The organism is Corynebacterium auris (assembly GCF_030408575.1).
Classification (GTDB): Bacteria; Actinomycetota; Actinomycetes; order Mycobacteriales; family Mycobacteriaceae; genus Corynebacterium; species Corynebacterium auris.
The window spans coordinates 1,450,243-1,462,942 of record NZ_CP047047.1; the positions used below are offsets into that span (position 1 = coordinate 1,450,243).

11 protein-coding genes are annotated in these 12,700 nt (G+C 69.4%); 6 read left to right on the plus strand and 5 right to left on the minus strand.

From position 1 onward, the window contains the following. Positions 1-22: 22 nt before the first annotated feature. Complete coding sequence (locus CAURIS_RS06985; RefSeq protein WP_290341256.1) at positions 23-814, plus strand: DUF4439 domain-containing protein; 792 nt, start codon at positions 23-25, stop codon at positions 812-814. Between the two features lie 7 nt (positions 815-821). Here CAURIS_RS06985 and CAURIS_RS06990 read toward each other — a convergent pair whose 3' ends face one another. Beyond that, entirely contained in the window at positions 822-2,582 is a 1,761-nt protein-coding gene (locus CAURIS_RS06990; protein ID WP_290341258.1) for a proline--tRNA ligase, read from the minus strand. Between the two features lie 30 nt (positions 2,583-2,612). On the opposite strand from CAURIS_RS06990, the gene CAURIS_RS06995 reads away from it, so the two are divergent. Beyond that, entirely contained in the window at positions 2,613-3,323 is a 711-nt protein-coding gene (locus tag CAURIS_RS06995) for a YaaA family protein (protein ID WP_290341260.1), read from the plus strand. Here CAURIS_RS06995 and CAURIS_RS07000 read toward each other — a convergent pair. Next, positions 3,280-4,242, minus strand: coding sequence for an endonuclease domain-containing protein (locus tag CAURIS_RS07000; RefSeq protein ID WP_290341262.1), 963 nt, complete (start codon positions 4,240-4,242; stop codon positions 3,280-3,282). The genes CAURIS_RS06995 and CAURIS_RS07000 overlap by 44 nt on opposite strands. A 230-nt stretch (positions 4,243-4,472) precedes the next feature. Here CAURIS_RS07000 and CAURIS_RS07005 point away from each other — a divergent pair, with 230 nt between their 5' ends. After that, the gene (locus tag CAURIS_RS07005) at positions 4,473-5,573 is read left to right on the plus strand and encodes an ATP-binding protein (RefSeq protein ID WP_290341264.1); all 1,101 of its coding nucleotides are present in this window, start codon (positions 4,473-4,475) and stop codon (positions 5,571-5,573) included. Here CAURIS_RS07005 and CAURIS_RS07010 read toward each other — a convergent pair. Together CAURIS_RS07010 and cobA are read right to left on the minus strand one after the other, a co-directional pair. Continuing rightward, positions 5,566-6,513 carry a class I SAM-dependent methyltransferase gene (locus tag CAURIS_RS07010; RefSeq protein WP_290341267.1) on the minus strand — a complete coding sequence of 316 codons (948 nt, stop codon included), beginning with the start codon at positions 6,511-6,513 and terminating at the stop codon, positions 5,566-5,568. The genes CAURIS_RS07005 and CAURIS_RS07010 overlap by 8 nt on opposite strands. Next, on the minus strand, positions 6,500-7,237 hold the full coding sequence (cobA, locus tag CAURIS_RS07015) for a uroporphyrinogen-III C-methyltransferase (RefSeq protein WP_290341269.1): 738 nt from the start codon (positions 7,235-7,237) through the stop codon (positions 6,500-6,502). Before cobA ends, CAURIS_RS07010 begins: the two co-directional genes overlap by 14 nt. Before the next feature lie 24 nt (positions 7,238-7,261). On the opposite strand from cobA, the gene CAURIS_RS07020 reads away from it, so the two are divergent. Next, positions 7,262-8,464 carry a protein adenylyltransferase SelO family protein gene (locus CAURIS_RS07020; RefSeq protein ID WP_290341273.1) on the plus strand — a complete coding sequence of 401 codons (1,203 nt, stop codon included), beginning with the start codon at positions 7,262-7,264 and terminating at the stop codon, positions 8,462-8,464. A 15-nt stretch (positions 8,465-8,479) separates the two neighbouring features. Here the strand turns inward: CAURIS_RS07020 and mqo are convergent, their stop codons facing one another. Next, positions 8,480-9,976, minus strand: coding sequence for a malate dehydrogenase (quinone) (gene mqo, locus CAURIS_RS07025; protein ID WP_290341274.1), 1,497 nt, complete (start codon positions 9,974-9,976; stop codon positions 8,480-8,482). Between the two features lie 236 nt (positions 9,977-10,212). On the opposite strand from mqo, the gene CAURIS_RS07030 reads away from it, so the two are divergent. Together CAURIS_RS07030 and mtr are read left to right on the plus strand one after the other, a co-directional pair. Continuing rightward, complete coding sequence (locus CAURIS_RS07030; protein WP_290341276.1) at positions 10,213-11,220, plus strand: alpha/beta hydrolase; 1,008 nt, start codon at positions 10,213-10,215, stop codon at positions 11,218-11,220. 58 nt (positions 11,221-11,278) lie between these two features. Beyond that, complete coding sequence (gene mtr, locus CAURIS_RS07035; RefSeq protein WP_290341278.1) at positions 11,279-12,694, plus strand: mycothione reductase; 1,416 nt, start codon at positions 11,279-11,281, stop codon at positions 12,692-12,694. Positions 12,695-12,700: the final 6 nt, after the last annotated feature.

A 12,700-nucleotide genomic window follows, 5' to 3' on the forward strand; every position in this document is an offset into this window, starting at 1 on the left:
CCTATCGTGTACGGTTTCCGGGGTGAAGTTCTCCCGCCTCGCGTTTGTGCCCCTCTGCCTGGTGCTCGCCTCCTGCTCGCTGCTCGGCCCGCGCCCGAACGAGGAGGTTACCGCCCTGGCCCGGCAGGCGGAGGCCGACGCCGCAGCCCTGGGGGCCGACCCGGCGGCCGGCCTCAGGGCGGAGCAGGCCGAGCAGCTCTACGCGGAAGTGACCCGCTTGTGCGGCACCGACGAGGCGGGCGACGCCCCGGAATCCTGCGCCATCGAACGCGGCCCCGGCGAGGCCACCGGCGTGAGCGATGCCGCCGCCCTGGCAGCGGCCGCCCCGACCGCGGGGGCGCGGGCGGCGAAGGCGGTACCGGCGGAAACCGTCGACCTCGTCGTCGCGCAGGCGATTGACGCCACCGCCGCCGAGCCCGTCGATCTGCCTTTTCTCGGGGTCGACACTGACGCCGACGTGGACGCGGCGCGTGTCCAGCTAGCGCGCGAGCACGCCTTCGACTACGCGCTCGGCGTGGCGCTCGCCTTCAGCGACGACGCCACCGCTGAGCGCATTGCACAGCTGCGCGACGCCGCCTCGGACCGGCGCGCCTACCTCGTGCGCCTTCTGAAGGAGACGGGTGAGGTCCCCGTCTCCGAGCCCGGCTACGAGCTGCCGGAGGCAGAACCCACCGACGCCGCCTCCGCAGCGCAGCTTGTCGAGCGCCTCAACTCCACCCTCGTCGCCCAGTGGCGAGAGACGGCCGCCGCCGGGGCCTCCGAGCCGTGGATCACCGCCGCGATCTCGCTCGCCGCCCAGGCCCAGCGGGCCTAGGGCCCGGCTACCCGGCCAGCAGCTCGCGCAGCTTCTCGACGACCTGACCAGCCGCCACCTCAAGGGTCTCCCCGCCCCGGATGCGCAGCTCGACCTTACCCTCGGCAAAGGAGCGCCCCAGGATCACGATGTAGGGCATGCCCAGGAGCTCGGCGTCCTTGAACTTCACGCCCGGGGAAACCTTGGGCCGGTCGTCGAAAAGCACCTCGAGCCCGGCTGCACTGAGCTCCTCCACGAGCCGCTCGCCCGCCTCCAGCGCGGCGGCGTCCTTGTTCGCCACGGCGACGTGCACCTGGTAGGGCGCGATGGCCGCCGGCCAGACGAGGCCCTTCTCGTCGTGGCGCTGCTCCGCGACGACAGCCATCATGCGCGAGACGCCGATCCCGTAGGAGCCCATGGTCGGGGTGGCGCGCTTGCCGTTCTCGTCGAGGATCTGCACGTCCATGGCCTCGGTGTACTTGCGCCCGAGCTGGAAGATGTGCCCCAGCTCAATGCCGCGCGCGAGCTTGACGGTGCCGTTGCCGCTGGGCGAGGGGTCCCCCTCACGGATCTCCGCTGCCTCGAGGTAGGCGTCGACCTCGAAGTCGCGCCCCGCGACGAGGCCGACGACGTGGCGCTGGGGCGCGTCCGCGCCGGTGATCCACGAGCTGCCCGCCACCACGCGCGGGTCGGCGTAGACCTTCACACCGTTCGCCGCGAGCGCGCGGGGGCCAACGTAACCTTTGACCAGGAAGTCGTGCGCGGCGAAATCCTCCTCGCTGGCCAGCTCAAACGTGGCCGGCTCCAGCGCGGCCTCGAGGCGCTTTTCATCCAGCTCCCGGTCACCGGGGATGAGCACACCGGCGAGCTGCGGGCCCGTCTGCTCACGGGGGTCGTTGACCTTAATCACCATGCACTTCAGGGTGTCCTTGGCGGCGGCGGGCTGGCCGTCGATAAGCACGCCCTCGCTCGTGGCCCACTCAACGAGCGCCTCAATGGTCTCGGAGCGCGGCGTGTCGTATTCCTTCGCCTCCGGCTGGCCCTCGATGGGCCGCGCCGGAGGGGCGACGGTGACCACGGCCTCGACGTTTGCGGCGTAGTCACCGGCAGTGGAGATGACGAAGGTGTCCTCGCCGTTGTCGGAGTAGGCGAGGAACTCTTCGGAAGCCGAGCCGCCCATCGCGCCGGAGGTGGCCTTGCAGATCTCGTAGCGGATTCCCACGCGGTCGAAAATCCGCTGGTAGGCGGCGCGGTGCTTGGCGTAGGACTCGTCGAGGCCGGCGTCGGACATGTCGAAGGAGTACGAGTCCTTCATCACAAACTCGCGCCCGCGCAGGATGCCCGCGCGCGGGCGCGCCTCGTCGCGGTACTTCGTCTGGATCTGGTACAGCGTCACCGGGAAGTCTTTGTACGAGGAGTACAGGTCCTTGACCGCGGTGGTGAACATCTCCTCGTGCGTCGGCCCGAGAAGCATGTCCGCGCCCTTGCGGTCCTTGAGCCGGAACAGGTCGTCGCCGTACTCGGCCCAGCGGTTCGTCGCCTCGTAGGGCTCGCGCGGAAGCAGTGCCGGAAACAGCAGCTCCTGGGCTCCCATCCGGTCCATCTCCTCGCGCACGACGCCCTCGATCTTGCGCAAGGTGCGCAGGCCCAGCGGCAGCCAGGAGTACACGCCGGGGGCCGCGCGGCGCACATAGCCGGCACGCACGAGAAGCTTGTGGGAGGGCACTTCGGCGTCCGCCGGATCTTCGCGCAACGTGCGCAGGAACAGCTCGGAAAGGCGTGTGATCATGCGCGTTATCTTAGCGCTAGGGTATTCGGCATGCTCATCCTCCTTCCCCCTTCCGAGACCAAGGCCGCCGGTGGGGACGCCGACCCCATGACGCTGTCCTTCCCCTCCCTCAACCCCATCCGGGAGGAGATCATGGACGACCTTGCCGCCCTCCCCGTCGACGAGATGATGAGCGCCCTGAAACTCCCCGCCTCCAAGCGCGCCGAGGCCGCCGAAAACCCCGCGCTGCGCCGGGCCCCGACCATGCCCGCCATCCACCGCTACACGGGCGTGCTTTACGACGCCCTCGCCCCCGCCTCACTCGCCCCCTCCGCCCTGTCCCGCCTCGCCATCGGCTCCGCCCTGTTCGGCGTGGTCCGCGCCACCGACCTGATCCCCCGCTACCGCCTATCCGGCGGATCCAAGCTGCCAGCCCGGGACGGTTCGGTGCCGACGATGAAGGCGCGCTGGGGCTCCTCCATCACCGCCGCCCTGACCGAGCTCGGGTTCATCGTGGACATGCGTTCCGGCGCTTACCTCTCCCTGGGCCCTGTCCCCGGCGCGGCGACCGTGCGGGTGGAAACCGAGGTGGACGGGGTGCGCAAAGTGGTCAGCCACTTCAACAAGCAGTACAAAGGCGAGCTGGCCCGAGAGCTGGCTTCGGGGCCGTCCTGCTCCTCCGTAGCTGAGGTCGCTGCGGCGGCCTCCTCCGCGGGATTCACCGTGGAAGTGGCCGGGGATCAGCTGACCCTGGTGGTGTAGAGCGCTTGGACAGGGCCGCCCTTACTTCCTCGACGAAGGTCGCCGGATTATTGAGCAGCTCCACCGGGCGGTAACGCATGATCCTGTAGCCCTGGTTTTCAATCCGCTTCTTCCTGTCGTTTTCCCTCTTGATCGTCTCGGCGGTGTCGCTGCCGTACTTGCCGTCGCCGTCGATCTCGATCAGTAGCCAGCCGTCAAGGGCCAGGTCCGCCCGGTAGCGCCCGACCCGCCACTGCGGACGCGGGTCCAGGCCGGCCTCGATCAGCAACGCGCGGGCGAGGGATTCGAACGGGGACTCCGACAGCGCCGTGGCGTGCCGGAGGCAGCGCCGGACCGTCCCCACTGCCTTGAACCGGCCCATCCGGCGGATCTCCCGCTCGATGTCAGCCTTGTCTCCGCCAACCCGGAGCAGCCAGTCGCACGCGATCAGTCCCTCCGCAAAACCGTGGAGCCGGGCGATGTCGATCGCGGTACGGATCATCCGGGTGGCCCGGTACCCGTCCGCGTCGTATGTCTCCCGCTCGTGCAGGTTGAAGTAGTACGCCTTGTACCCGGGGTTTTTCCGGACGGACGGCCCGACCTTGGCCCCGGGCATGGTCACTTCCACCTTCTCCTCGGTCAGGGCCACCACCCACATTCCCGCCACGCGGGCGGCGGAGCGCCCGATCAGCACCGTCTTTGTGTTATTCCGCCCGGCCGCGCAGGCCAACAACAGCCGCCGCTCGTGGCCAGGCAGCGCCTGCCACAATTGCGTTGGGTAAAACAGCTGCGGCGATATCGGGGTGAGCTCTTCCCCGTACTCACCTGCAAAAACGTGGCCGTAGGTGAGCCGCCGGGTGTCGATGATCCCTCCGTAGAGCTCCAGCCGCCGCGCTCGCTCCCGCGCCACCTCTGCCTGGTTCCTCCGGTCTATGCCCATACCGGTTTAGACGGTGCCCGCGGTGTTCCGGTTCCGGTCCTGCCCCAAACCCCGACTTTGGCCTAAACCCCGACTTCCACACCCCGATTGATCGCCGCACGTCGTTGTGCCCGCTGGAGGCGACGGCGATAAGTCGGGGTGTGGAAGTCGGGGTTTAGCGGCACGCGCCCCATCGAGAGGGATTTATCAATTTATCAATCCGCGCGGCCCCGCGGCGCTACACTGCAACCATGCGCAACCCGTACCGCCCCACCTTCGGCGCCAGCCCCCGCGTGTGGGCCGGCCGCGAGGCCGTCCTGACGGAGTTCGGCCGCGCCCTCGACAACGGCCCGGGCGACCCGCACCGCAGCATCGTCGTCTCCGGTTCCAGGGGCATCGGCAAAACGGTGCTGCTCACGGAGCTCGAGGACATCGCGGCCGCCCGCGGATGGGTCGTCCTGCGCGCCTCAGGGCGCGAGGGCATGGCGGAGGCTCTCACGAACTCGACCATTCCGGAGACGCTGGAGCGGCTGGACCCCCAACCGGAGCGGAAGGTGACGGGGGTTTCGGTGGCCGGTCTCGGTTCGATACGCGCTGAGCTCACCGACGACGCCCCGGCACCCCGCCTGATCACCCGGCTGCGGGAGCTGCTGCGGGGGATCCAGACCGGGGTGCTCATCACCATCGACGAAGTGCAGGACGCGGACCCGGACGACCTGGGTCAGATCGCCGTCGCCTACCAGGACCTCGTGCGCGACGACGCCGAAATCGCCCTGGCCATGGCCGGCCTCACCCGCGGCGTCAACCGCCTGCTGGACCTGCCCGGCGCGACCTTCCTCCGCCGGGCCCGCCATTACGAGCTTGGCCCGCTCACGCTTGACGACGCCACCCGCACCCTCACCCTCACCGCAGCCGAATCCGGGAAGGCCTTCACCGCGGACGCCGCCGCGGCAGCCGCCCGCTTCACGCGCGGCTACCCCTACCTGGTGCAGCTGATCGGCTACCTGGCCTGGGAAAACGCGGATGGGAACATTACCGCGGACGTGGTCGAGGCGGTGCGCCCGGAGGCCATCGACCGCCTCGGCACGCAGGTGCATCAGCCTTCGCTTCGCGACGTCCCTCCCCGCCAACGCGAATACCTCGACGCGCTGGCCCGCCTCGGCGGACACGACGTCGCCAGCGCCACGCTCGCCGAGGCACTGGGCCGACCCGTCACTAGCCTGAGCGACACCCGCGCCAAACTCATCGAACGGGACTTGATCACCCCGGCCGGCTGGGGCGCGGTTTCTTTTGCCCAGCCCTACCTGGGCGACTACATCCTTAACCACCGCGGCCCCCGGCGCGTCAGCTAGCGCGCAGCACTGTGTAGCGGCGGTTGCGGGTGACTTCCCGGACGTCGGTGAAGCGCTTCTCCACCTCGCCGCGGTAGCGCAGGTGGGAGTTGTGCACCATGTAGAGCGCGCCGCCGGGGGCGAGGAGGCGCCGGGCGGCGTCGAGAAGCGGCAGCGCGAGCGTCGCGTCGACGGTGGTCCCCTCGTGGAACGGGGGGTTGAGCGCGATGGTGTCGAAGGAGCCGGAGGCAAAACGCGAGCCGGCGTCGTCCCACGTCGCCTCCAGCCCGATGGCGCGGGCGGAGAGGACGGCGTCCGCCGAGGAATCCGTCGCCACGGCGCCGTCGAGCCCCCGGGAGACGGAGCCGTTGCCGCACCCGAGGTCGAGGAGGCGCCCGGTGTCGGCGGGCAGCGCCGAGCGCAGCAGCTCTCCCCCGTGGTCGGGGGCTGCGCCGGAGAAGACGCCGCCGATGGCGACGAGGCCGTCGCCCACCACCGGTTCGTAGGACACCGGCCGCGGGCCCGAAGCAACCAGGCAGCGGAACTTGCCCCGGCCGCGCGACGCCGCGACCGAGTCGAAGGACTCGGCGAGCACTGCGTTCATTGAGCGCGCCAGGTGCTTGTTGTTCGCTCCGAGGACCACGCGCACGGGGGAAAAGCCGGCACCCGCGATGGAGCGCGCGAGGTAGTCCAGGCGCGCGAGCGACTTCGGCATCTCCCCCACCGCCACCGCGGAGCCGGAGGAACCTGAGAGGAAAGAGTCCAGGCGCTTGTCGCCCGCGACCTCAACCCCCAGGGACGCCGCGCGGCGACAGCGGGTGTAGTCGCCGTCGAGGAGCACCACGCGCCTGCCCGAGGCGGCCGCCGCCGCGGCCAGGTCCCCCGTGGGGTCCTCGCACACCAGCACGGTCTCCGCGTCGGGGGAAGCGACGTCCAGGATGAGGCGATCAAGCGAGCGCAAGGCCGGCCACCTCCCCGATCACGTAGACGGCCGGGGAGGAAACGGACTCGCGCTGCATGACGTCGGCGAGCTCACCGAGGGTGCAGCGGTAGGAACGCTGGCGCCGGGTGTGGCCGTCCTGGATCACGGCGGCCGGGGTGGAGGCGGATAGCCCCCCGCCGACAAGCGCGTCCGTGATGGCGCGGACGTTGCGCACGCCCATGATCACCGCGATCGTCCCGCCGACGCGTGCCAGGGCGGGCCAGTCCACCAGCGAAGACGCGTGCCCGGGCGGCAGGTGCCCGGACACGACGGTGAACGAGTGCGTCACCCCGCGCTGGGTCACCGGCACGCCCGCGGCGGCCGGGACGGAGACGGCGCTGGTCACCCCCGGCACCACCTCGCACGTCAGACCGGCGGCGGCGCAGGCCTGCGCCTCCTCGAAGCCGCGGCCGAAGACGTAGGGGTCGCCGCCTTTGAGGCGCACCACGTCCCGGCCGGCCAGGGCGTTGTCGACGATGAGTTCGTTGATCCGCTCCTGGGCGACCTGTTTGCCGTAGGGCAGCTTGGAGACGTCGATAAGCACCGTGCCCGAGGTGTCGAGGAACTCCCCCAGCTCGGCGGCGGGGCCGAGGTGGTCGGTGAGGATGACGTCGGCGGCCTCGAGCGCGCGCAGCCCCCGAATGGTGAGCAGGTCCCAGTCGCCCGGGCCCCCTCCGACGAGCGTTACCTTCCCATGAGTCATAGGAATCAAGTCTAGGGTGGCAGCATGAACACCTCCGCACGGCCCACACTCAGCCACGCCTTCGCCGAGGCGCTTCCCGAGCTCGTCCGCGAGGCGCGCGGCGCGGACTTCCCCGAGCCGCGGCTCGTCGTCCTCAACGAGCCGCTCGCCCGCGAGCTCGGCCTCGACCCTGAGTGGTTGCGCACCCCGGAGGGCGCGGCCTGGCTCACCGGGGCCGGGGGCGGCCACGCCACCGCGTACGCCGGGCACCAGTTTGGCCAGTTCGTGCCCGTGCTTGGCGACGGCCGAGCCCTGCTCCTCGGAGACATCGGCGGCCGGGAGATCCAGCTGAAAGGCTCCGGCCCCACGCCCTTTTCGCGCCCCGGCTCTGACGGGTTCGGCGCCATCGGGCCGATGCTGCGCGAGTTCCTGGTCAGCGGGTTCATGCACGCGGTCGGCGTGCCCACCACGCGCTCCCTCGCCGTCGTGGATACCGGGGCGAAGGTCCTGCGGCAGCAGGGCGCGGTGCCCGGCGGGGTGCTGGCGCGGGTGGCGCGCTCGCACCTGCGGGTGGGCACGGTGCAGTACGCCGCCACCCACTCCGCGGCGCTGGTGAACAAGGTAGTGGCCGCGGCCGGCGCGGATGAACCCGGACAGCTGCTCGAGGCGGTGGTGGACCGCCAGATCGAGCTGGTCGTGCGCTGGATGCGCCTCGGCTTCGTCCACGGGGTGATGAACACCGACAACACCGCCCTATCGGGCGAAACCATCGACTACGGCCCGTGCGCGTTTACCGAGCGCTTCCTCGCCGGCGCGTCCTTCTCCTCGGTGGACACCGGCGGGCGCTACGCCTTCGGCAACCAGCCGAACGTGATCGCCTGGAACCTCACGCGCTTGGCGGAGGCGCTGTTGCCCGTCATGGAGCAGCCGGAGGCGGAGGCGATCCTGGCCACGCTGCAGCAGCGCTGGGACCACTACTGGGAGCGGCACTTCGCCGGGGCGGAGGGCATCGACGAGGCCGAAGACATCACCACCTTCAACCGCGAGCACGGCGGCGGGCCGATCTTCATCCCCCGCAACCGGATGCTCGACGCTGCCCTGACCGCCGCCGAGCGCGACGGGGACTACGGGCCGTACACCGAGCTCCTCGCAGCCGTGACGGACCCGTTCAACCCGGAAGCGGGCCCGTCGTGGATGGCCGAGCCCGAAGGTGACGAAGGCCCCTTCGTCACCTACTGCGGTACCTAGACCACAACGCGGCTCCTAGGCCTCGAGGCCGAGTGTCTTCTGGGTCCACTCCCACTGCTTCTGGAAGGCGTCGGCGTCGCGCTTGAGGGAAACGCCGTAGGTGGGGAACATCTCGTGCAGCTTGTCGGACCACTCGATCATGTGCTCGCCGAAGCAGCGCTCCAGAAGCTCCAGCATCGCGGCCGGGGTGATCGAGGCCCCTGGGGAGGCGCCGAGGATGCCGGCGATGGTGCCGTCCTGGTCGTTGACTAGGGCGGTGCCGAACTCGAGGGTGCCGAAGGTCGGGGCGGCGGCGGGCTTGATCACCTGAACGCGCTGGCCAGCCACGACGGTGTCCCAGTCCCTGCCGTTGGCCTCGGGGTAGTACTCGCGCAGCACGTCGAGGCGGCCCTCGAAGTCCTTGAACACCTCGGAGACGAGGTACTTCACCAGGTCGAGGTTGGTCGCGGCGACACCGAGGTAGGAGGGGATGTTGTCCGGGCGGATGGAGGTGAACAGGTCGAGGTAGGAGCCCTTCTTCAGGAACTTCGGGCTCCACCCGCCGTAGGGGCCGAACAGGAGGGACTGCTCGCCGTCGATGACGCGCAGGTCCAGGTGCGGCACGGACATCGGGGGCGCACCCACCTTGGCCTTGCCGTACACCTTCGCCTGGTGCTGGGCCACCAGGTCCTGGTTGGTGGTGCGCAGCCACAGGCCGGAGATCGGGAAGCCGGCGTAGCCGCGCACCTCCGGCACCCCTGCCTTGCGCAGCAGGTCGAGGGCGTAACCGCCCGCGCCGACGAAGACGAAGCGGGCAGAGACGACCTGCTTGTCGCCGGTGTGGACGTTGCGGACGGTGACCTTCCACGCGTTACCGTCACGCTTGATGTTGACCACCTCGTGGCCGTAGCGCACCACGGTGCCCTTGTCCTGGGCTGCGCCGATGAACTTCTTGGTCAGTGCGCCGTAGTTGATGTCTGTGCCCTCGTCGGTCCAGGAGATGGCGACGGGCTCCGCGTCGAAGTCGCGCCCGGCCGCCATGAGGGGCAGCTTCTCGGCGAACTCGGCCTGGTCGGAGGTGAACTTCATGTTCGGGAACATGTGGTTCGCCGAGAGCTTCTCGTAGCGGCGGCGCAGGTAGTCAATCTGGTCCTCGCCCTGGCCGAAGGAGACGTGCGGGACGGGGTTGATGAACTCCTGCGGGTCAGTCAGCTGGCCGCTTTCCACCTGGTGGGACCAGAACTGGCGGGCAAGCTGGAACTTCTCGTTGATCGTCATCGCCTTGGAGACGTCCACGCGGCCGTTCTTCTCCGGCGTGTAGTTCAGCTCGCACAGCGCGGAGTGGCCGGTACCCGCGTTGTTCAGCGCGTAGCTGGACTCCTCCGCGGCGCTATCCAGGCGCTCGAAGATCGCCTGGGACCAGTCCGGCTCCAGCTCCCTGAGCATCGCGCTCAGCGTGGCGCTCATGATGCCTGCGCCGATCAGCAGGACATCAACCTCGCCGCTAAAGTTCTTGCCTTGTTCTTCAGACATCCGTTCAACCCTTTTCGCTTAGTGTCAGTGCGGTCTCGGTGCTCATATTCTTGGGGCCGACCGGTTCGCGAGCGTCACGGGTGCGCCCACTCACATCGACTTGCCACTACACTCTACGCCCCTCGCATTGAGAGCCGACAACAGACCGCACTGGATAGCCCAGCCCGAAAACCCGGCGCGCTGGCGGGGCGCGCTGGCGGGGCGTCGATAAGAGGCTATGGCCTACCATCGACGGCATGAACGATAACGCTGTGTCCGCTCCCCCAAACTTGAATGGCCTCCCGTGGGAAGACGACATCCTCGGCGAAGGTTTCGAAGCCGCCGAACTGCCCGTCGACGACCCGGAGGGTGAAACGGAGCGCGCGACCCTCGTGCGCGCTGTGCCCGACGAGCCCACGGACAAGCCCGCGTTGCTGTGGGTGCACGGGATGTCCGACTACTTCTTTCAGAAGCACGTCGCCGAGCACTACCTCGCCGCCGGGTACCCCTTCTACGCGATTGACCTGCGCCGTTGCGGGCGCTCGCGTCACGCCGGGGAGTACTGGCACTACACCACCGACCTCACGGAGTACTTCCCGGAACTCTCGCTCGCGCTCGAGTACGTCGCCGGAAAGCACGGCGGGGTGATCCCGGTGGCGCACTCGACCGGCGGTCTCATCGTGCCGCTGTGGATGGACGCCCTGCGCCGAGAGAACCCGCAGGCGCACGCCGCGCTGAAGGGGCTGATCCTCAACAGCCCGTGGCTCGACCTGCAGTTCCCGCCTACCCTGGTGAAGCTCCTGCGCCGGCCCATCCTGTTTCTGGGCAAACGCTTCCCCCGCCTGCGGCTGCCGAAGGCGGGCACGGGGACCTACGGGGCGTCCGTCTCCGCCACCGAGCACGGGCAGTGGCACTTCGACACGGAGAAGAAGCCCGTGAGCGGTCACCTCGTCCGGCTCGGCTGGGTACGTGCGGTCATGCAGGGCCAGCGCCGGGTGCACAAGGGCGAGGTGGACACCGGCGTTGCCACCTTGACGCTGTGCTCGTCCCACTCTTACCTGGGTAAGCCCTACTCTCCCGCCGCGGACACGGCAGACACGGTCCTCGACGTCGAGCAGATCCAGCGGTGGGCGCCCACCTTGTCAGACACAGCCGAGGTTGTGCCCATCGACGGCGCGCTTCACGACGTCTTCCTCAGCGAGCCCCACGCCCGCGAGGCCGCGTTCGCGGCCGTCGACAGCTGGCTCGGCGAGCTGACCGCTTAGCCCGGACCAACGAGCCCTGACCCGCACCCCTTACATAAGTTAGGAGCACTGAACTTTCATGCCGCACTCCCCCGCCCGCGCCGACGCCCACTACGACCTCATCATCCTCGGCGCCGGCTCCGGCAACTCCATCCCCACCCCCGACTTCGACGACGCCTCGATCGCAATCATCGAGGAGAACCGCTTCGGCGGCACCTGCATGAACGTCGGCTGCATCCCGACGAAGATGTACGTCAAGGCCGCCGACCAGGCTTTCGAGGCGAGCCACGCCGGGCGCCTCAACCTGGACGTGGACTACAAGGGGGCGGACTGGCCGGGGATCGTCGAGCGCGTCTTCCACAAGCGCATCGACCTCATCGCCCAGGGCGGCGAGGAGTTCCGCCGCGGCGATGGCTCCCCCAATGTCACCGTCTACGACGGCCACGCCACCTTCGTCGCCCCGAAGACCCTAAAGACCGCGCAGGGTGGCGAGGAGAAGGTCATCTCGGGCGAGACCATCGTCATCGCCGCCGGCGCGCGTGCCGTCGTCCCCGGCTGGGCGCGGTCCGTGCCCTTCCACACCAGCGACGACATCATGCGCCTCAAGGAGCAGCCCGAGACCCTGACCATCGTCGGCGGCGGGTTCATCGCGATGGAGTTCGCCCACATCTTCCAGTCCCTGGGCACGAGGGTGCGCGTGGTCAACCGTTCCCCGCTTTTGCGCAAGCTGGACGACGACCTTTCCAGCCACTTCAACGACATCGCCGCGGACACCTACGAGCTGCACCTCGGGCGCACGGTCGCATCCGCCGAGGGCGACGACAGCTCCGTCACCCTCACCCTCGACGACGGAACGCAGGTCACCTCCGACGCCCTCCTCGTTGCCATGGGCCGCCGCCCCAACGGCGACCTGCTCAACGCGCAGGCCGCGGGCATCGAGATGCTGAACGACGCCCGCATCCGCGTCGACGACTACGGCCGCACCACGGCCGAGGGGGTGTGGGCCCTCGGCGACGTCTCCTCGCCCTTCCAGCTCAAGCACGTGGCCAACGCCGAGACCCGGGCGGTGCGCCACAACATCCTGCACGCCGACGACCCCGACGCGATGGTGCCCATGCCCCACTCCAACGTCCCCTACGCGGTGTTCACCCACCCGCAGATCGCGACGGTGGGACTGACCGAGGCCCAGGCCCGCGACGCCGGCCACGACGTGACCGTAAAACTGCAGCGCTACGGCGACGTGGCCTACGGGTGGGCGCTGGAGGACACCACCGGCATAGTCAAGCTCGTCGCCGACCGGTCCACGGGCCGCCTGCTCGGGGCCCACTACATGGGACCGCAGGCCTCCACCCTGATCCAGCAGATGATCACCGTGCTTGCCTACGACCTCGACCTGCGGGACTTTCCCCGCAGGCAGTACTGGATCCACCCGGCGCTCGCGGAGGTCACCGAGAACGCGATCCTCGGCCTGGACCTCGATTTCCGCGAGGTGTAGCGCTTT

Excerpts from the sequence above, each read along its gene's own strand:
- CAURIS_RS06990 (WP_290341258.1), bottom strand. The coding sequence starts at position 2,582 with ATGATCACACGCCTTTCCGAGCTGTTCCTGCGCACGTTGCGCGAAGAT.
- CAURIS_RS06995 (WP_290341260.1), top strand. The coding sequence starts at position 2,613 with ATGCTCATCCTCCTTCCCCCTTCCGAGACCAAGGCCGCCGGTGGGGAC.
- CAURIS_RS07000 (WP_290341262.1), bottom strand. The coding sequence starts at position 4,242 with ATGGGCATAGACCGGAGGAACCAGGCAGAGGTGGCGCGGGAGCGAGCG.
- CAURIS_RS07005 (WP_290341264.1), top strand. The coding sequence starts at position 4,473 with ATGCGCAACCCGTACCGCCCCACCTTCGGCGCCAGCCCCCGCGTGTGG.
- cobA (WP_290341269.1), bottom strand. The coding sequence starts at position 7,237 with ATGACTCATGGGAAGGTAACGCTCGTCGGAGGGGGCCCGGGCGACTGG.
- CAURIS_RS07020 (WP_290341273.1), top strand. The coding sequence starts at position 7,262 with ATGAACACCTCCGCACGGCCCACACTCAGCCACGCCTTCGCCGAGGCG.
- mqo (WP_290341274.1), bottom strand. The coding sequence starts at position 9,976 with ATGTCTGAAGAACAAGGCAAGAACTTTAGCGGCGAGGTTGATGTCCTG.
- CAURIS_RS07030 (WP_290341276.1), top strand. The coding sequence starts at position 10,213 with ATGAACGATAACGCTGTGTCCGCTCCCCCAAACTTGAATGGCCTCCCG.
- mtr (WP_290341278.1), top strand. The coding sequence starts at position 11,279 with ATGCCGCACTCCCCCGCCCGCGCCGACGCCCACTACGACCTCATCATC.